Here is a 20654-nt window from a genome sequence, read left to right on the forward strand (position 1 = left end):
GGTGAACCGATGAGCCTCCTCGGGGCAACAGGATGTTGGTCACGGAGTCGTTGCCACAGGACTTGGCGTTCTTAGATTCCGTTCCTTAATCACGCTGCAGGGTATCACTTGTCTCGCTTCCCCGTAGGAGTTGCCGTATTTCGCTCAAGTAAAAATGCATAAAAAAAACACACCCCGACATTACCTGTCAGGGTGTGCCAAAAAACTTTATTCTACCAGAACTTAAAACCTAGTGGTAAATGGAAGCCCATATATATAGTAAAGGCTAAGAAAATCAAAAATAGAACCCATAGAGTACCAGTAGATTTGCTTTTTTCTTTACGGACTAATACGATTTCCATCATAATGATTACTAGAAGTCCACCTAGTAATTTTAGACCATATTGCATAGCCATTGTGCCAGCCATTGATGAACTGAAAATTATTCCGCCAGTGATGATGATTAAAATGTAAAATACTCGTAAAATCATATGTGTTACTTTTTGTCCTTTAGAACCAGCTTGCATCGTTGCTGATACAAAGAATAAAATAATCGCGATTATAATCGCAGTTAAATGCATGTGTATCATTCGAAATCCTCCACATTCTATTTAATTATTAATTATCACATTTATACTATCAAATCAGTAAGAACTAAACAAATATAACAGACCGATGGAAAACTACTTCCATCGGTCTGTGTCAAATTAGTGAATAAATTTAGAAAATTACTCGAAGCGGTTCACTAAAGTTCCTATGCCTTCAATTGAAACTTTTACTACATCGCCTGCTGTAAGGAATTGTGGCGGATTCATACCTTTACCAACACCAGCTGGAGTTCCTGTTAAGATAACATCTCCTGGTTCTAAAGTTACTAATTTAGAGATTTCAACGATTAGGTCTTCTACTGAGTGCATCATATCACTAGTTGAACCATTTTGGCGAACTTCATCATTTACTTTCGTCACAACAGTTAAATTTTGTGGATTAGGTATTTCATCTTTCGTTACTAAGTATGGTCCCATTGGGCAAGCACCATCTAAGCTTTTACCTAAGAAAAACTGTTTATGTTTTGTTTGTAAATCACGTGCAGTAATATCGTTTGCAATTGTGTAACCAAAAACATAATCATAGGCTAAATTTTTCGGAATGTTCTTCCCTTTTTTAGCAATGACTATAGCCAATTCACCTTCATAATCTAATTGTGAAGTTACATCTGCATGCACGGATAGCGTTTGTTTATCTGCTGCAATTGATGTTGGTGCTTTCGTAAAGACCATGATATCTTCGGGCGCTTGATCGGAGCCCATTTCTTTTGCATGCTCATCATAGTTTTTACCGATACAAATAATATTTTTGGTTGTACGAGGAATTGGTGCTAACCACTCAATTTCACTGAAATCATGTTTAAACTGAGATGGATTCTCTGATTGTTGAGCTGCTCTTACAAGTTTACGAGTTTGCTCTACAAATTCATAACCATATGTCATGCCTTCTACTATGGTTGTTGAATAAGAAGGGAGTACTTGAAGCGCTTCTTGAATTGCTAATACATCCCAAACAGCTTCTTCTTTTTTTACTTTTGGACCAAAGCTTAAAACATCGTTATAACGAAAAGATAAGATTTTCATGAAAATTAGCACTCCTTCTTTTTTTACCATGATACATCATTTAGTGATTTATTTCCTCTTTTTTCAGTACAGTTTTTCCATAAGTTATTCTCTTCCAAACTGCTTCAACCGGTCCTTGCTTAAATTGCATGAACCAAATCGTTGCAAAGACGAGTTGTATCACATAAATGCCGACAGCTAACCAAGTTGCTGTATCTACTCCAATTTTACCATAAAGTCCTAAACCATAATGGTAAAAGATGAAAGTACCGATAACTGATTGCATGAGATAAATCGTCATCGACATCCTACCAGCTTTTGCAATCGGTGATAATACTTTTGTTGCGTGAGGAATACAACAAACTAAGACAACTAAGCTTGCATAACCTAACGCCAAAATTGGACCACCAAAATATGATTGAATATAATCTAAAAAGACATTACGGTGCAAAGTATATGTCAATGATTTTAGAGAAATACCTAGCGGAATCATAATAATCATTAAGATACCCCATAAAACCATTTTACTTTTTGCCTTTTCTATCAATTGCCATTTTGAAGCAGCTGCCCCAATTAACATATAGGGTAAAATTGTAAATAAGGCCATAACCCACATATACGGAGAGAATTGAACGGACAAGTCTGTTAATCGTTGTGTAAATGCTTCAGTCCAGGAGCCTGCGCCATATGCTTTTAATGCTCCTTGTACACCCTCAATATCGATAAACTGAGACATATCACTGCTTGAAGGATCAACTAGAGTGGAAAGTCCTGTTAACAATGCCATTAATCCATTGATTCCCGTGTAGAAAATTAAACCAATTGCTAATAAAAAACCTGGTCTTAACCTAATTAGAGCAATTACTACAAAACCGCAAAAAGCATACGTCATCAAAATATCTCCCCACCATATGAAAAATGCATGTAAAATACCAATGACGAAAAGAACGATCAAACGCTTAATACCAATTTTATAAAATGATTCACCTAAACGAGATGCTTTTGAATATTGCATGGCAAGTCCATAACCAAATAGCATTGAAAAAAGTGGATAAAAACTCCCCTGTACAAAAATATCTAGCCATTTTTGAAATTCCTTATCCGCAGGCACTGTAAACCACGTCTTCAAATCAATATGTGGCAACGGTGTGCTAAATGCGAACATATTAACTAGTAAAATACCTAGCAAACTGACACCACGAAGTATGTCTAAAGTATCTATTCGCTGTTTACTAGTTGTTGGTATACTATTCACTTTTAACTTCCTCCTACAATCGAATTGACTGCTTAGCATCAAATGCATAAATTACTTTTTCATGCACGCTAATTTTTAAAATCTCCTCTAACGCTCTCTTATATAATGAAAGTTGAACTTCATATCGATCAACCATTTCTGCTTGCAATCCTTCAATTGTTTTCATCCTTGGCAGAATACGATCTGTTTTATAATCGAGTAAAATCCATTGTCCATCTGAATCCTTTAGTAAACAGTCTACTACCCCTTGTACAATTTGTGTATCATGCTCGCTGTCCTCAAGACTAATTGTAAATGGCATTTCACGGTGTAATTCTTGCGCATTCATGAATCGATGCCCAATCTCTGTTTCAAAAAATGCTACAACTTTAGACGCTTGTACTGCAGTGCCTTCTTCTTCTGTTAAAAGTTGACGATCCACTAATATTTTCACAAATTGACGGACCGCCTCTTCATCGTGTATGCCCTCTTGAGGAATATGCTGCATAACTGTATGCATAGCCGTACCAACTTCTCCAGCTGTTAATGAATGTTGTTGTAAAAATGCAGGTCTTGTTGCTACTCTTTGCTGATTTGATGAGACTTTAGTAAAGTACTCTGGTTCTTCTTGTGATTCTAGATGTTGTAAACGCTTCAACTCACTTACAGATGTTTTGGATCGTTTTGTAATAGCGTGTTCAAAGGCATAAGGTGTATCAAATCGATTTTGAATTTCTTTTAAAATTGCTTCATCAACTTGTGGTTCTTCTTGTACAAGTTCTTCCTCTATAGTTACCTCATCATTTATTGATTTGAAATCATCTGTATCAATGACAGTAAGTTTCCAACGTGATAATTCCTTAACACTTTCTTCATTACCCTCAAAATCTGGATGACTTGCAAATGCTGGCCCAATCCAATCCAAATAGTTTTTCGCACTAGCTCGAATATAATCCGGAAGCATCGTATCAGGATTAAGTCGTTTTGCATCAACCCATTTTTTTTGAGTTTTTTCCCAATCTTTCACCGTACCAACTAGATATAGCTTTTCTTTTGCTCTCGTCATCGCAACATACAAAATGCGCATTTCTTCCGATTTCATTTCTAGTGTCTTCTTTTCAACCATTGCTAAAAATGGGAAAGACGTATATTGAATCCTCTTTTCCGGGTCTATCATTTTAACCGCCAATCCAAATTCTTGGTCAAATAGATAAGGTAAATGGAAGTCCATTTTGTTGAATTCTCTACCCAGTCCTGCAGCAAATACAAACGGAAATTCTAAACCTTTAGAGGAGTGAATTGTCATTAGACGTACCACATTTTCTTTTTCACTTATTGCACGAGCAGCACCCAAATCATCTCCTCTTAAACGCATCCGCTCTACAAATCTCAAAAAGCGGAATAATCCTCGGAAAGATGTTTTTTCGTAGGCATTTGCTCGATCATGTAAGGCTCGTAAATTAGCTTGACGCTGCTTACCATTTGTCATGGCACCGACCATTTCATAATAATTTGTGTCCATATATACTCGCCAGACTAAATCAGCCAATGAACCACGTCTAGCTAAATCGCGCCAATCTTCTAGGTGTAACAAGAATCGTTGTAATTTCTCAGCTGTTGCTGATTTTAGTCCTGTTCCTTCGTTTCGAACGAATTGTTTTAATGCATCATAAAAGGCTGCTTTTGGATCTGCTAAACGAATACTTGCTAATTCATTTTCTGTTAAACCTACAAACGGTGCTCTTAATACAGACGCAAATGGAATATCTTGATATGGATTGTCGATGATTTTCAATGTATTTAACATAATCATCACTTCAAGTGCTTCAAAATAACCTTTTGAAATTTCCGCATAAAGTGGAATACCAGCTGTTTTAAACTCTTCCACAATATCAACAGACCAAGTCATGGATCGCATCAAAATGACAAAATCTCGATATTCGACGGATCTTTCTTTTTTCTCCCATGGATCATAAACAACCATATTCGAATCCATTATGCGGCGAATTTCTTTAATAATATATCTTGCTTCTTGTTGCGACTTTTTCAAGTCTTCCTCATCTAATAGTTCAGAATCGGTTTGTTCTTCCTCTTTTTCAGCTGTATGTAATATTGCCAATTCAAGAGGCATTTCTTTTTCATCATAAGGAGCTTTAGGCTTTAAAGCGGCTGCTTCATCATAAGCAACTTCACCGACTTCTTCTCCCATTACTTGTTGGAAAATATAATTCGTACCATGCAATACTTCCGGTCGACTACGAAAGTTCGCATTTAAGTCGATTCGTAACCCTGTATCAGTTGGATTTTCATTGTACTTTAAATACTTATGCAAAAATAACGTTGGTTCAGCTAAACGGAATCGATAAATAGATTGTTTCACATCACCAACCATAAACAGATTACCGTTTGATGCATTTCCACTTTTCACAAGTTGCAAAATGGTTTCTTGCAAGCGATTCGTATCTTGGTATTCATCGACTAAAACTTCTTTAAAATGTGCACGATAATCAAGTGCTACAGAAGATGGTACAAGCTCACCGTCTACTTCATCCGTTAAAATAGACAATGCAAAGTGTTCTAAATCTGAAAAATCAACTACCCCTTTTGTACTCTTAGCCTTGCCATATTGCTCACTGAATTGAATAGCTAGTTCTACCAATGTTTCAATCATAGGTTTCATCAAACGAATTTCATCTAATAGTCTCTCAGGAGTACGTTTAAAATAAGTTTCGATAGGTTTCTCAAACAGTTCCTTCGCTTGTTTTCGTTTTGCTTTCGCAAGTTCTAGTAACACTTCATCACAGCTACCTTTTTTCTGCGATTTTGCCCGATCTAATTTCGCAGACTGGAAGAAAATATAGGCTTCAGACCAACTACGTTCTGTTATGAATCCTTTTGCTTCTTGGAACAGGATTAGATCTTTCTGCGCAGTTTCTCCATAAGCAAATGGTCCATCAGATTGTAAAGAAAGTTCACGTACCTCTTCAATTAAAGCTATCGCTCCATCAATACTGTGTAAAATAGCCCTCTTAATATGTGTAGTCATTTCTAAATCGTCAATTGTAGTATTTTCTTCAATCGTATAATGATCTGGTAAAGAACGCAGCCATTTAATTGGTTCAGGATTTACTCTAGACATTTCATAAAGCTTATTGAGTAACACTTCAATCGCTTGGTCATCACGGTCAGAAGTGAAACTATCAACTAAACGATAGATATCTTCTACATTTTCTCCATCATAAGCTGTCTCTAATACTTCTGCTAAGGTATCATCCTTTAATAAAGCTACTTCTGTTTCATCTGCAATTCGAAAACCTGGATCAACATCTAATAAGTAAGCATATTGACGCACAATATTTAAGCAAAATGAATGCAATGTTGATATTTGTGCTTTATTGATCAAGCTAAGCTGTCTACGTAAATGCTTGGATTGAGGATTTCTACTAATTTCTTTTTCTAAAGCATTCGCCATCCGATGGCGCATTTCAGCGGCTGAAGCGTTTGTAAACGTTACAACTAGAAGCTGATCAACATCTATTGGCTCTGTAGTAGAAATGACTTTTTCAATCATTCTATTTATAAGAACAGCTGTTTTCCCTGAACCTGCAGCAGCAGAAACTAATATATCTTTCCCTGTTGCCCAGATAGCTTTCCATTGTTCATCTGTCCAAGTCGCATCTTCTGGTTTCTTAGGAATCTGAATCATCTGTGCCAGCCTCCTTACGAATTTTATCGATGATTTCTCCTGATTTTTCTACATGTAGTTGACGATAATGTTGATTGGTATCCGTAGTATCAAATTGACATACGCTCTTATATGAACAGAATTCACATGCTGTTCGTTGATTCATTTTAAATGGACTAATGTCTGTACAACCCTCTAATATCTCTTCTCCAGCACTTTTATGCTTATTGCGAACAAAGTTTGTGAGAGACTGCATATCTTTCGGTGCAATAACAGATGAGAGATTAGGAGACGTATTACCGTCCTTCTTCATATAGATTGGAACTACTTGAGAGTAACCTCCACTCTCTGATAATTGGTCATCCATTGCTATAATCGAGTCATAATCATCTAACAATAATCCGCGCATTTTAAAACCTTTCAACCGCTCATTCTCTGCTTCTTCTATAGATAAACTATTGTTTGTACTTAGCATTGGATTATGGACATGGATATAGAGCACACCACCTGCTTCGGCATGAATCGGTAGCCATTCTTCAGAATTTGTTATGGCAACATCTAAATACGTCAACATTTGTAATGATAATCCATTGTAAACATCATTCAAATCTAATTTATGTGCAGATGATTTATAGTCCACTATACGAATATAGGGTTTACCATTAACCATCGTCGCATCTACTCTGTCAATTCGACCACGCATTTGCATTGTTTTATGATCTTTTAGTTGGATAACAAGCGGTGGTAATGGATCTCCCGGTCCAAATGCAGCTTCGACAGCAATCGGCTTAAATCCTGAAACTCTTGCATGTTGACTTAGTGATTGCAGTGTACGTTGCACAATATAAGTAAGTTTGCGCTGAATATAACGGTAACGTGCTGTACTTAAAAGGATTTGATGATAGAGAAGTGGCGATATCGCTTCCACTGCTTGCTTTGCTAATAATGTACACTGTTCATTTGATAGCTGTGCCCATGTGATTTTCAAACGATCTGTCTCTTCCCCAATCCATTTTAAAGCTGCATGGAATAAATCTCCTATTGTTGGAGTTTCCAATCGATATTCTGGTCTTTCTTCTAAATGCAAACCATATGAAGAAAAATGAGCAAATGGACAACGATAGAATTTTTCGATACGAGAAACGCTAGAAGTCATCGTAGTTCCATATAATGCTTCTGTAATTTCAGGTGTTAGATTTTCTGCTTTATTATGTGTTTTCAACGGTCGCATTAGACGCTCTAAAACAGTATTCCAATATGGATCATCTTCATAATAACGTTTTAAAGCAAGCCACTCTTCTCCTAGTTCATGGTCTTCCTGATGTAAACGAAGTTGCTTCATTAAATAAGCTAAAGAAGTTCTAGGATGAACAATGTAAGAAAGTGCATTTTGCTCATTTGTCGATTCACTAGGATCGACTAAAGCAACCGTTTTCTTAATATTTTTTAATTGATCTTCCAAACGTTTTATATATAACGAAGGTAATAGGGCTTTACTTTCTTCATCAGCAATCGCATACGACACGATTAATCGATCAGATTGCATTGTAAAAGCATGGTATGTGATGAATTCTTCTTCTAGTAATCGTGTTTTGGATGTAGGTGCGATTTCATAACCAATTTGCGTAAACCATTCACGTTCGTTGTCTCCTAATAACCCCTCATAATCAATACGTTTCGGATAGACACCTTCATTTACGCCGATTACGAATACTGCTTTTGACTTCGTTAGACGTGCAATATCCGATGTTGCAACGGTTACTTGGTCGAGTGAGGGTGGGATTCGAGAAAATTCCAATGTATCGAAGCCCTCATCTAAAATTTCGAACGCTTCCTCTACTGTCATTTTTTGATCGCCGAACAGCATAACAAACTGATCTAATATTTCTACCCACTTGTTCCAAGCTTGCTCATGCTCACTTGCTTCTAGCAAACGACCTTTCTCAATTTCACGATCCTTCAATGCTTGCAGCTTATCGAAAACTTCCAATTTTTCTATAAAAGTATATAAAGCTGTGGCAATATCTTCACCAGTTGAAGCCCCTTTTAATTGATCTTCGAAAGCTTTTAAGGGTTCTCTTATTTGCGCTCGTACTGCTTCAATTTCTTTTTGGTAAGCTCTCTCTTCATCTGTTTGATTCTTTGAATATAATTCTAAACCTCGATATTTTTTATATAACCAGCGATTTTCTTCAAACCAACGTTTTCCATATATTCCTTGAGCTAATACGAAGTTTTCAAGTATATCTGCTCTTTCCCTCCAAATTTGAATATCTGAAGTCATTGGGAAGAATAAGTCAGTTTTAATTGCACGAAAAATAGGTTCATACTTCCAATCAGATTGAATTGTTTCTAATGCTGAACGGCTTAGCTCAATTAGTGGATGATGAAGCATTGTTTTTTTCTGACTGACAAAGAAGGGAATATCATATTGTGGGAAAGTTGTTGAAATCAGTGGATCATAAACATCTGCCTGACGATATAAAATGGCAATATCACGATAACGCATCTGATCATTACGGGTTAATTCTTTAATTTTTCTTGCAATAGCATGAATTTCTGAACGTCGATTGGCTGCTTCGATAATTTCTACACTGCCATCACTTTCTTGTTGAATTGGCGGAAATACTTCAAACTGACTTTCAATATAGCGTAAATCATCTGTATTAGATCGATATTGTTGCGTACAATGAGCTATTGGTTCGACTTCAATGCCATTCTCAAATGCTAACTCTTTTAATCTCGCGCATGTTCGTGCTGATTGATAAAACAAAGATTGTTCATCATCTGCATCCGCTTCTGCTTCCATTGGTAAAACAACGGTAACACGATTGGCTACCTTTAATAGTTCTTGAACCAACTCAAACTCCCTGGTCGTAAAAGCTGTAAATCCATCTATATAAATATCTGCTTTTCGAATTATTTCAGAATTTACTAACTGTGTAGTTAGTAAAGGATAATATCCTTCACTATCTACATATGTAGTTCCCAAGGATTCTTCGATTGCCTGAACAAGGAGATGCAAGTCATGGACTTTATCTCGTAAAGTTTGAGGAGCTTCAACTTGTCCTAAATTTTCTTCTAGATTCATTAGCGCTGCACTATCTAAACTATATCTGCTAAATTCTTTTAATAATGATTCCATTTCAGCTGTGAATCCACGTTTATCCGCAGCTTTTCTAAACAAAGTAAATTCTTCTTTATGGTGATCAAGTAGCTTCCTTATAAGCATTCGATAACCAAAACCATTCACTTCTTTTCGACTGATTCCACCTGTTTCTTGCAAAACACGCCACGCTAAACGCTTAAAAGTAGTGACTTGCGCTCGTATTAATCCTTTTACTTTGTAATTATGCGTCATATCATATTCTACAGAAAATGACATTTGATCTGGAACGATCAAAAAAATAGGTGAACCAATCGTTCTCTTTTGAACCTCAGCAGCGATCTCTTGCTGTATGAGTGTTGATTTCCCCGTTCCTGAGCGTCCTGTTACAATACGTAGAGACATCTTAATCCTCCTAACTTGCATATATATCTACTACCACTCTAACACAAAATAAGAACTAATGTTCTAGTGGACCTTTTTATTTTTCGAAAATTCTCTCATATCTCTTTCTACTTTTTCATTCATTTTCGCTTCCACTTGCTTTCCTCCCCACCATAACAAGAGCACGATGGTAATGATTAGGCATGTCCGAATTGGATTCGTAACCAAAGCTCGTAAATCAGAGCCAATCCAACTGATGATAAAAATCATCACAAATTTAGCCAACATAATTGTAATGAGGTATCTTTTTTTCTTCAAATTAGATAACCCTGCCACTATATTGACAAGTGCTGAAGGGGTAAACGGAAAACATAATAAGATGAATAATGGGGTAAAACCTTGATATTCAACCCAATGGATTAATTTTTTCACTGTATTTCTTTCTGTAACGAAACGTAAAATTCTACTTTTACCAAATTTACGTATAATTAAAAATACACAATACGAACCTAATACTGCACCAACCCAAGAGAATAGGAAACCCCACCACAAACCATAAGCACTGGCATTAGCTACTACAAATGCGGCTAATGGCAAGAATGGCAAAAACGATTCCAAGAGTGGTAATGCAATGGCCAATAGAGTACCAATTAAGCGATATTGATGTGCTAGTGACTGAAAATTTTCAATGGATAACCAATCTGGCACTCCAATTGCCTCCTTTTTATTTTACCTTTTTAACTTTTTCGATTATATTTCTATTCAGTTAATAGGAGCGATTCAAACACCTATAAGTTGCGCAAAAGGACAGCATTCTACATAGTTCGAAAAATAACCACTTTCTATAACATGCTGGTTCTTTCCATACATTATACAATAGTTCCATTATTCTTTAATGTAGTATGAACTATTTTTCTTCATGATTTTTTATTGATCATTCGTGTGTGAAGAACATGTGACAGATAAAGCTAAAAGTGACATGTTCTTATACAAATAAAAAAGCCTGTCACAATTAAGGACAAGCTTCTTCTATTTCAGTTATTATGTCGATTCATCATCTTTGTTGCATACCAGAAACCAATTGTTAGCGAAATTGCATCCACTACATACAATATAGGCGGATGAGTGTAGCCTGCATAAATTGACGCCGCCATTAATGCTACTGAAAGGGCTAAACCTACATAATTTTTAAACGTAATTCGCGTAAATAAAATAACCAATAAGCCAGGAAGTATAAGCGCCATTAACAATTTTATCACCGACATTCAATCACTCCCTATCGTACAACGAGTAAGCCGATTCTAAAATGGTCATGACGGTAAATGACATGTTGTCTTAGGCGAACTTCACCATCTTGATCGAGTACTTCGAGTCGACAATGGGCGGCATTGATTTGCAATGCTTCATAAAGCTCGTCCTCTGTTTTCACAGGAATTCCATTGACCTTACGAATACATTCACCTACTTGAATGCCCATTGCTTCTGCTGGTGAATCTGGTAAAACGCCAGCTACCATAACCCCTGTATCTTGTGGAGTCACAGCATAACTACCATGACGTTCACTTATTGAGTAAATAATTGAAATCAACGCTCGTCCAACAATTGCAACACAAACTGCTGCGATCCCCATAATCGGGAAGAAATAAGCGACAATTGCTTCTGCTAATACAAGGAAGCCTAACATTTCTATCGTTTTACCTAATTGTGGATAGAAATGTACTGGAAGCATTTTACGTGAACGTTGTTGAAATCCAATCACAAACGGAACTAGAATCAATGAAAATGAATCACTGCCTAGTGGAATCTGTGGCCAATATGGAATATATTCTTGAATCGCTCCACTTGGCAACACAAAGAATATTGGTAGTAGCCATAAACGTTTTGCTAGATAAATAACTGATGGTAGTCCACGTTCTGTTTTTAATATTTTAGGAGATGCAAGTTTTGCTGCATTTTTTTTAATTAAATATCCTTCTGCAATTAGTAAAAGACCAATCATAACTGGTATCGTTACCAGCATACCCACATGCATTGATGCACTCGTAACGTCCCAATTTAAGAAATGCCATGAACCATCAGTTATATATGTATACCACAAAATGATAAAAGCGATTCCTAAGGAATATGCTGCAGATGCTAGATGATAATAGAATGTTAGTAAGCATATGACACCTACAGCAGCACTTAAAACGATAAATTGAATTGGAACCACTAAACCAACTGCAATACTAATAATCGAAATGACTAATCCAAGTAACCAGCCTTCTTTTATCATTAAAATTGTCTCAGACCAGCCCCAGAAAATTCGTATATTAAAAGATTTTCTCTCCCCTTTTACACGACGATAGCCTATTAAGATAGAGAAAATGATAGCAACATATAATAACGGATTTAAAAAGAAACGGCCGATGCCTTTTAAGAGTTCCATGACAATGTCTAAATACATAGTTCGCATCACCTTTCAATTTTTGCTATAAATAGTATTGTCTCTTCATTGTATCAAACAGCCGTTTGAAAACGAAGTCTTTTTCGACCTATACGCCAAATAGATTTCGCCTATTATTTTAATTGATGATTGATATAACCGATTGCCATTTGTAGTTGCATATCATTTTCCTGATTCTCTCTAAATTTCACCATTTCTTCGTGTAATGCAAAAAGGAATTTTTCATCCATTTTATTTCCATTAGTGAGCATATGTTTTTTACTATATTCTTCTACTGCTTTTGCCGTTGTTCTGTCAAAATAGCCATCCACTCTACTAATTGAAAACCCTTGAGCTTTTAGAACTTCCTGAACAGATTGAATACTTTCAGAAAAATCTCCTTCTTTAAAATTCCCCGTCATTGGTGGGAATTTCATATGGAATAATGGGTTTTGTTCTACTTCTAATGTTGCTTTGATTCCCTTGCCATGAATCCATTCACGTTTTGGAGTTAACCATTTATGTGTTGAAAGCTTAAGCTCACCACCGTTAGATAGTGGCCACGTTTCTTGAACTGTTCCTTTTCCAAAGCTTTTCACGCCAATAATAGAAGCACGGTTTAAATCTTTTAATGCTGCACTTAAAACTTCACTCGCAGAAGCACTACCTTCATCTTGTAATAATACAATGGGTAGCGTCTTTAATCTTTCATCATAATTAAATGCCATTCTTTTCTTCGTTACTTGTAAAGGTTGCTGGTTTCCTACTGCATTTTCCATATAAGCATAGGTTGTATTGGGTTGTACCAAACTTCCAATCACTTGCTCCACGCTTTTCAAATAACCACCAGGATTACTTCGAACGTCTATTATTAAGGCAGAAATTTGTTGTTTCAAAATCTCATTAGTATTCTTATACCACTCTTCTGCTGTCTTCTCTCCGAATACTGTCATCGAAATATAACCGATTTTTTTGTTGTCTGAAACCAATATTTTACTCTTAACCGACGTCTGGGTGATCGCAGCCCTTGTCATATTTAACTCCACATGGCGATCTTCTGACGGTCTATAAACTGTCATCTTTAGGTTTGTACCTGCTTCCCCTCGAATAAGGGCTAATAATTCTGTTAATGTTTTACCATCGGTGCGTTCACCGTTCACTTGTACAATTTCATCGTATGGTTTTAATCCTGCCTTTTCAGCTGGAGAATCTTTCACCGGTGATACGATGATAAAACGACCTTGACTTACAGTAATCTCTGCGCCAATTCCGACCCTTTCATCTGATAATTGTTCCCTATGCAACTTCGCCTCTTCCTTCGTATAGTACGTACTATACGGATCTTTTAGTGCACCAGCCATCCCATTGATAGCTCCTTCTACAAGCTGTTTTTCTGTCGTTTCATGGACAGACTCTTTGCGAATTAGCTCGTAAGCTTCTCCTACAGATTTCAATACTCCTCGTTCTTCTTTTACTACCGCGTCTGTTTTCTGGTACTTCACAAAAGCAAATGTCCCTACACATAATACAAAAACCATACATAAATAAAGCCACCATTTTCGCATTTATCTCGTCCCTCCCATATCCATCTAATATATGAATAGGAAACGAAATTTAAAACCCGAAAATGGTGGACGGACCGTTATTATTTTAAGTTAGCAATAGTTTGTGACATCATTTCTTGATCCATTGGTCCAACAACCTTTTTTTGAATCCTACCATTTTTATCGATAAAGAAAGTCGTAGGAATTGTGACAATTTCATATTGTTTTTGTTGCTCCCCATCTTCATCCAATAAAACTGGATAGGTCATATCATATGATTTTACAAAATCTCGAATATAATCTTCATCTTTATCAGATTTTGTTAAGTTAACAGCAAGAATTTCCACACCATCTTCTTTTGCATGTTTTTTATAATATTTTTCCATATGAGGAATTTCTGCTTTACATGGCGGACACCAAGTTGCCCAGAAATTTAAAATAACCTTTTTTCCTAGATAATCTGAGAGTTGTACTTCTTTACCATCTAATGTTTTCAGTTTAAAATTCGGCGCTGTTTGGTTAATTGCTAAACCGCTATTTTTCTCCACTTTAGCTGAGACTTGAGTAGATGATGTATCGACTTTTTGGCCTTCTTCTACTTTTGATTTTACAAAATTTGTTAGTGCAATAGCGATTAATGCCACGATTAGTAGCAAACCAAATATTTTCTTTTTCAACTTTGTAGCCTCCTAGATTGCAATAATACAGACAATGAAATTTCAAACATAGGGTCGTCCTTCTCCCCTACGTTTGTTAGTTGAATCAATTGGACTTCTGCGACAGTTGTATTCCACCTAAGTTTTATCTATCTTACATTACTTAGTTTTAGAGAACTTACTACTTGTTAAAGCGAGATTAAATAAGCCGAGCATTGTTGTCACTAGCACAGACAATTGCCAAATGCCTAATGGCTGCAATGTAGCGACAAATGCATGTGTACAAAGAAATAGAAGTAACAATTGCTTATGCCAAGTAAAATCAGCCTTTCTTTTCCATAATGCTAGCATAATCCAACATGTAAAGCTCGTGATTGTAAGTACTCTTTGCCATAGTGCAGCATCATTTAGAAAAGCCATCAATATTTGATACATACTGGAACAAAGAATACTTGTGACAAATACCGCTTGTAAATATTCGCCTTTAAAACCGCATTGACGTAATTTATGCCAAAGTTTGATGCATATAAACAATATACCTAGTACAAATCCCATCATACCACCATTAAAATATAATATTGTCAGTGGATGCTTGATAACCATTGAAAAGTCTGTGACAATGACACTAAATTTCCATATTAATATGAGTTGCAAAGCTACATCAGAAAAAATAGATGCAATCTCTTTACTATATAATATCCATAATAATAGTCCCATTAGAACAAAACTTATAAATAGAGCGACCCATGAAGATGGCATCGTAAGTGCTCTGATGCTATACCATTCAGTTACCTGCATTTATTTCCCACCTCCATGTTCGAATGATGTATACCCTATACCGTATATTAAATTATAAGGTCATACAAAACAAGCTTCTTCTTTGGCTAAAGATCTTCATATCCTGCTACACACGAATGATTGTATGGTGGACTAGGCACCTTCTCTTTGTAAAATATCGAGTTCGCGAATGCAATATAAAGTCATGAATAAAGGGCACGTAATCGACAATAAAGCCACTCTAATCAATAGTAGCAAACAATTTGATGTTCCTCTATTTCTCATTGCATAAAAAAAAGCTACTGAAGAATAGTCTTCAATAGCTCAAACTAACTACTATAAGGAAATATATCTTAATGGATTAATAGCTCCTACACTTTGTCCCTTCCATGCTGTTGTATGAATTTCAAAGTGCAGATGGCTTCCATATGCTCGACCAGTTTGGCCCATATAGCCAATAACTTGTCCTTTTTTCACAGATTGCCCTACAGTAGATTTATATCCACTTAAATGTGCATAGACTGTCGTAAATGTATGTCCGTTAATAGAATGTGTGATCATGATAACATTTCCATATGTAGATAATGGGCTAGCACGGAACACTACTCCATCAGCTGCTGCTACAATCGGTGTGCCTTGCTTATTGGCTAAATCAACTCCATAGTGGAATTCAGGACCGAAGCCAATATTACGCCATCCAAATCCTGATGTAAGGGTCCCGTTTGTAGGTTTTGTCCAAGTACCACTTGCTACTTCTGGAATATCCCCTGTTTCACCTTCGTTTGATACTGTTGTTACGTTAGAGCTTTTTGCCGCGGCTTCTGCTTGCTGACGAGCAACTTTAGCTAAACGTTCTTGTTCTTTTGCGATATCTTTTTCGACTTCTTTGCTAATATTAATTGCTTCTGAGTATTCTTTTTCTAATAACTTCTTCTCAGATTTTAAATTACTTTGTTCAGCTTCTAATTTATCGATCAATTGATCTTTATCCTTTTTCTTTGCATCTAATGTTCTGCGTAATGAAGTGAGTTTATCACGATCGATTTCTTGTTTATGTAACTTTTCATCTAACGTTACCTTTTGTTCTTCTAGCTTTTTCTTATCATTACTTTGCTCTTGGATAATCAGGCGATCAGCTTCCAATAATGTATTAACTGCTGATATACGATCAATAAAATCAGTAAAACTTTCTGCTTTCAGTAGAACATCTACATATCCTACTGAACCACCATTCTCTTGAATTGCTCTAGCACGATCTTGTAGTAGATCATCACGTTCATTAATTTTCTTTTCTAAGTCAGCAATAGATGTTTTCAAATCATTAATTTCTGAAGTAGTATGATCAATTTTCTCTAAAGCGACTGTAATTTCTTTATCTGTTTTCAGGATTTTTTTATCAAGCTTTGATATTTGCTCCATAATGCCATCCATCTTTGATTGATTATTGTTAATCTTTGTTGATTTTTTCTGAATATCCGAATTTAATTCAGACGTTTTTTGATTTAATTCTTGTTGTTTATCTTTTAAATGATTGATAGATTCGGCACTAACATTTACAGATGGCATAAACAATGTAAGTGCTAGTGTCGTGGCAATTGCGCTCGTAAAACTTTTGGTTTTCTTGTTCAACTGGTGCCCCCCTTAGCTCTATCGAATATTATATTTTCAAGAATTTTCTTACTGACATAAAACTTCCCCAAATACCGATGAAGACACCCATCAATAATATTAATAAATCTACTTCAAAGATGAATGGTGTTACATCTAATAATTGGAAGATTTCACCTTTCATTTTCGGAGCAATTACACTATAAAGTTGTGAATATAAAATAGTGACACCTACAATTGGTATAATAGCCCCTAATAATCCTAGCCACATACCTTCTAAAACGAATGGAATACGTACAAACCAGTTTGTTGCCCCTACTAATTTCATAATCTCAATTTCTTTTCTTCTTGCTGTAATCGTAATTTTAATCGTATTGGAGATTAAGAACATCGCAGTAAGAAGCAATGCGATAATTAATACAATCCCAACATTTCTACTAATATTTAAGAAATTAAATAGCTTTTCAATTTTGCCTTTTCCATACAACACTTCATAAGTATTATCTAAAGCATCAATTTGTTTAGCTACTGTCGCTGTTTGTTGAGGATTTTCTGCTTTTACATAAAGCACATTTCTTAATGGATTACTTTGTTTGAATAAGCTTAAATCTTCACCAAAATCTTCTATTAAACCGTTTAATTCATGCTCTTTCGATGAATATTTCATCGACTCTACACCCGGCATGTCCTTAATTTGCTGCTGCAAGGTTGTTTCAGCTTTTGAATCAGCTTGTAAATCAATGAGAACTTTGATTTCTACATCATTCTCTACATCAGTAGCAACCTTGTTTAAATTCATCATGATTACCATAAATACGCCAACTAATAATAATGTAACGGTTACTGCACTTACAGATGCGAAAGTCATCCAACCATTTCGCCCAATTGATTTGAAACTTTCTCTTATGTGACGACTTATGGTGCTAGATTTCATAACCGTAGTCACCTCCATGTTCATCACGAACAATTAGACCGCCTTCAATTGCCACAACGCGACGTCTCATGTTATTTACAATTTCTCTATTATGCGTTGCCATAATAATTGTTGTCCCACGTGCATTTATTTCTTCAAATAAATTCATAATATCCCAAGAAGTATCTGGATCTAAATTCCCTGTCGGTTCATCAGCAATAACCACTTTTGGTACATTAACAATGGAGCGTGCAATTGATACACGCTGTTGTTCGCCCCCTGATAATTCATCAGGAAACATTCTTGCTTTCTTTTTTAAACCAACTAAATCCAACACGTCCATAACGCGCTTACGAATTTTTGTCGGATTTTCTTCAATCACTTCAAGTGCAAATGCGACATTTTCATACACATTTAATCTTGGTAAGAGTTTGAAATCTTGGAAAACGACACCGATTTGCCTTCTTAAGTAAGGTACTTCCTTACTCTTTAATGACGTTAAATTCATTCCATTGACAATAATTTCGCCTGTTGTTGCTTTTTCTTCACGATACATCATTTTAATAAATGTCGATTTACCTGCACCACTAGGACCAACGATATAAACAAATTCTCCCTGGTTAATTTTTATATTAAGTCCATTAATCGCAACGATTCCATTTGGGTACTTTTTATAGACATTCTTCATCTCTATCATTTTTTTACCACCTATTTTATAGTAAAACTTAACCAATTTTAGTTAAGACTATTATAACATTGTACTAGTTTTCTATCATTACAGTTTTATTTCAAATCATTAAATATATTTAAATGTGTTTATTTGATGAAAAATAAATGTTTTGCATGAAATTTGTTTGTAATCTATCTAGCTCCGCGCATGCCTCTTAATGGCTCACACGATATTGATATTAATTCAATAGCCCTTGGCACTGGTGGGAGCGGACTTTGGAGATCTGCCTCTATTCAGCCAAATTTCGAAACCTAAAAAAACCGGAGAGAAAATCTCCCCGGTTTTTGTCAAAACTCTTTGATTATAAATTATATCTAACAATAACTGAGCCTGTCTTTGTTTCTCCATCAATGACTAAAGTTGATGAATCCTCAATCTTTTTAGAGAATTGAACAGATTTTTGTAAAAATTGACTTTGTTCATTTAAACGCTGTATATCTGGTAATCGAACATCCATCTTTCCTAGATTAGATGAAACTTCCCCTTGTAAAGAGACTGTACTTGGTATATAGATTTCTACAGTACCTGCTACTGTTTGTGCTTTGATGCTCTTTGCTTCTTGAGAACGAGTTGTAACTACCACATGTCCATTAGCAGATTCTGCTTCGATTTCACTAATAGCACCATCAACATAAATACGACCATTAACTGTTTCTGCTTCTAGTTCATCGCCGGCTACATCGCGAACTTCAATCGCACCATTCGCGGTTTCCAAATCCACCCTTCTAAAATTAAAGGATTTACAGTCTATTCTGCCATTCATCGTTTTCACTTTCAATTTTTCAATATTAATATTTCCTGTACTGAACCCACCATTAAATTGATGGATTGTTACCGTATTATAATTTGCTTGAGGAATATATAAAGTAACGTCGACACGGATTTTCTTTGTTGTACTAATTACTCGTAACGTCCCGTTGTCATTCTTACAAACAAATTGATCTCGGAATTCTTTTTCTAGATCATCACTTATCTTGACAAACGAAGGTCTCACTTTATAAACAGCTCTTGCCGTACCATCTATTGATGGTTTCACTTCAACATTGCCATTTGGAATGTCTATACTTATATTTGAAAAATCTGATGTTTCAATTATTTCTTCTTTTTCGAAGAAATTAGGATCAATAAATGACTTATCAAAGTCAAATTCTTTTACCTTTGAAACAGCAGTATTCATCAAATCAACAAATTTTGAACTGAATTGTGTAAAATCCCTCTTCAAATCTTCGAAGAATGTTTCATCGACTCCCTTTGAAGATTGATATTGTTTAGATGATTGCCCTTGCTCTTGCCAAGAATATTGTTCATCATTTGTTTGCGAATACGATTGGGATTGTTGATTTGTTTCTTTTGTATTAAATTGGGGTTGTTCATATTTTGATTGCGTATTTGTATTGTCTAAGCTATCTTGATGCTGATTTTCCATTGATTGTGTAGATGATTCTTCCAGTTTTTCTAATAATACTATCGCTTCTTGAGCTGTAATGGTGCCTTTTTCAACTAAATCTAAAATGCGTTTACGTTCATTTTGCATTTAAATGGCCTCCTTGTTCGTATTACTAATAGTTACGAATTGCCCGGAAAAAAGTTTCATTTTATTCTATTTGAATCAATTTCATAAATCCATTTTTGGTGTTTAACTACGAACATTTCAATACATTGACTTTCCGCTTTTCAAGTATTAATCTGCTTTCTTCGTGATGTGGAATTAGCTTCGCTTTCCGCGGGCGAGCGTTGAGGCTACTTAAAAAGTGTAGTAAAACAAATATTTATAGTATATATCTGCTATTGAATGAAGTGGAGTTAGCTTCGCTTTCCGTGGGCGAACTGACGAGCCTCCTCGCTGCGCTCCGGGGTCTCGTCTAGCTCGTTTTCCCACAGGAGTCTCCGCTATTTCCACTTCAACGAAGATGGCAATACAAAATTTTCATCATAAAAATTTAGCTTTTTTTACTTTTTCAGTGGCCTCACTTCGTTCACTACGGGGTCTCACCTGTCTCGCT

The 20654-nt window shown here is 35.8% G+C and carries 15 protein-coding genes; all 15 read right to left on the reverse strand.

The features are described from left to right. Nucleotides 1-212 precede the first annotated feature (212 nt). The 15 genes from ACIQ4I_RS07450 to ACIQ4I_RS07520 all read right to left on the reverse strand — a co-directional run bounded on the left by ACIQ4I_RS07450 (nucleotide 213) and on the right by ACIQ4I_RS07520 (nucleotide 20185). A complete protein-coding gene (locus ACIQ4I_RS07450; protein WP_403094652.1) occupies nucleotides 213-569 on the reverse strand; it encodes a DUF1516 family protein in 357 nt (118 codons plus the stop codon). 138 nt (nucleotides 570-707) lie between these two features. Next, complete coding sequence (locus ACIQ4I_RS07455; RefSeq protein ID WP_403094655.1) at nucleotides 708-1610, reverse strand: fumarylacetoacetate hydrolase family protein; 903 nt, start codon at nucleotides 1608-1610, stop codon at nucleotides 708-710. A gap of 40 nt (nucleotides 1611-1650) precedes the next feature. After that, entirely contained in the window at nucleotides 1651-2844 is a 1194-nt protein-coding gene (locus ACIQ4I_RS07460; RefSeq protein WP_403094658.1) for a DUF418 domain-containing protein, read from the reverse strand. 13 nt (nucleotides 2845-2857) lie between these two features. Beyond that, entirely contained in the window at nucleotides 2858-6529 is a 3672-nt protein-coding gene (gene addA / locus ACIQ4I_RS07465; protein WP_403094660.1) for a helicase-exonuclease AddAB subunit AddA, read from the reverse strand. Beyond that, nucleotides 6513-10019, reverse strand: coding sequence for a helicase-exonuclease AddAB subunit AddB (gene addB / locus ACIQ4I_RS07470; RefSeq protein WP_403094666.1), 3507 nt, complete (start codon nucleotides 10017-10019; stop codon nucleotides 6513-6515). The genes addA and addB overlap by 17 nt, the downstream gene beginning before the upstream one ends. A 63-nt stretch (nucleotides 10020-10082) precedes the next feature. Then, nucleotides 10083-10706 carry a TVP38/TMEM64 family protein gene (locus tag ACIQ4I_RS07475; protein WP_403094669.1) on the reverse strand — a complete coding sequence of 208 codons (624 nt, stop codon included), beginning with the start codon at nucleotides 10704-10706 and terminating at the stop codon, nucleotides 10083-10085. A 326-nt stretch (nucleotides 10707-11032) separates the two neighbouring features. Beyond that, entirely contained in the window at nucleotides 11033-11263 is a 231-nt protein-coding gene (locus ACIQ4I_RS07480; RefSeq protein ID WP_403094671.1) for a CsbA family protein, read from the reverse strand. 11 nt (nucleotides 11264-11274) lie between these two features. Next, nucleotides 11275-12444 carry a PDZ domain-containing protein gene (locus tag ACIQ4I_RS07485; protein WP_403094674.1) on the reverse strand — a complete coding sequence of 390 codons (1170 nt, stop codon included), beginning with the start codon at nucleotides 12442-12444 and terminating at the stop codon, nucleotides 11275-11277. Nucleotides 12445-12557: 113 nt separating this feature from the next. Continuing rightward, nucleotides 12558-13988 (reverse strand): S41 family peptidase, encoded by a 1431-nt coding sequence (locus tag ACIQ4I_RS07490; RefSeq protein WP_403094677.1) that lies wholly within the window; start codon nucleotides 13986-13988, stop codon nucleotides 12558-12560. Nucleotides 13989-14068: 80 nt separating this feature from the next. Further along, nucleotides 14069-14644, reverse strand: a complete 576-nt coding sequence (locus ACIQ4I_RS07495) for a TlpA disulfide reductase family protein (RefSeq protein WP_403094680.1) — start codon at nucleotides 14642-14644, stop codon at nucleotides 14069-14071. A 138-nt stretch (nucleotides 14645-14782) separates the two neighbouring features. Continuing rightward, a complete protein-coding gene (locus ACIQ4I_RS07500) occupies nucleotides 14783-15421 on the reverse strand; it encodes a hypothetical protein (RefSeq protein WP_403094682.1) in 639 nt (212 codons plus the stop codon). Nucleotides 15422-15736: 315 nt separating this feature from the next. After that, nucleotides 15737-17029: a murein hydrolase activator EnvC family protein gene (locus ACIQ4I_RS07505; protein WP_403094685.1), complete on the reverse strand. Its 1293-nt coding sequence runs from the start codon at nucleotides 17027-17029 to the stop codon at nucleotides 15737-15739. Nucleotides 17030-17057: 28 nt separating this feature from the next. Continuing rightward, nucleotides 17058-17942 (reverse strand): permease-like cell division protein FtsX, encoded by an 885-nt coding sequence (ftsX, locus tag ACIQ4I_RS07510; RefSeq protein WP_403094687.1) that lies wholly within the window; start codon nucleotides 17940-17942, stop codon nucleotides 17058-17060. Then, nucleotides 17932-18618, reverse strand: a complete 687-nt coding sequence (gene ftsE, locus ACIQ4I_RS07515; RefSeq protein ID WP_403094690.1) for a cell division ATP-binding protein FtsE — start codon at nucleotides 18616-18618, stop codon at nucleotides 17932-17934. Before ftsE ends, ftsX begins: the two co-directional genes overlap by 11 nt. Before the next feature lie 334 nt (nucleotides 18619-18952). Next, the gene (locus ACIQ4I_RS07520) at nucleotides 18953-20185 is read right to left on the reverse strand and encodes a DUF4097 family beta strand repeat-containing protein (RefSeq protein ID WP_403094693.1); all 1233 of its coding nucleotides are present in this window, start codon (nucleotides 20183-20185) and stop codon (nucleotides 18953-18955) included. Nucleotides 20186-20654 lie beyond the last annotated feature (469 nt).

Source organism: Rummeliibacillus sp. NPDC094406 (assembly GCF_044763875.1).
Taxonomy (GTDB): domain Bacteria; phylum Bacillota; class Bacilli; order Bacillales_A; family Planococcaceae; genus Rummeliibacillus.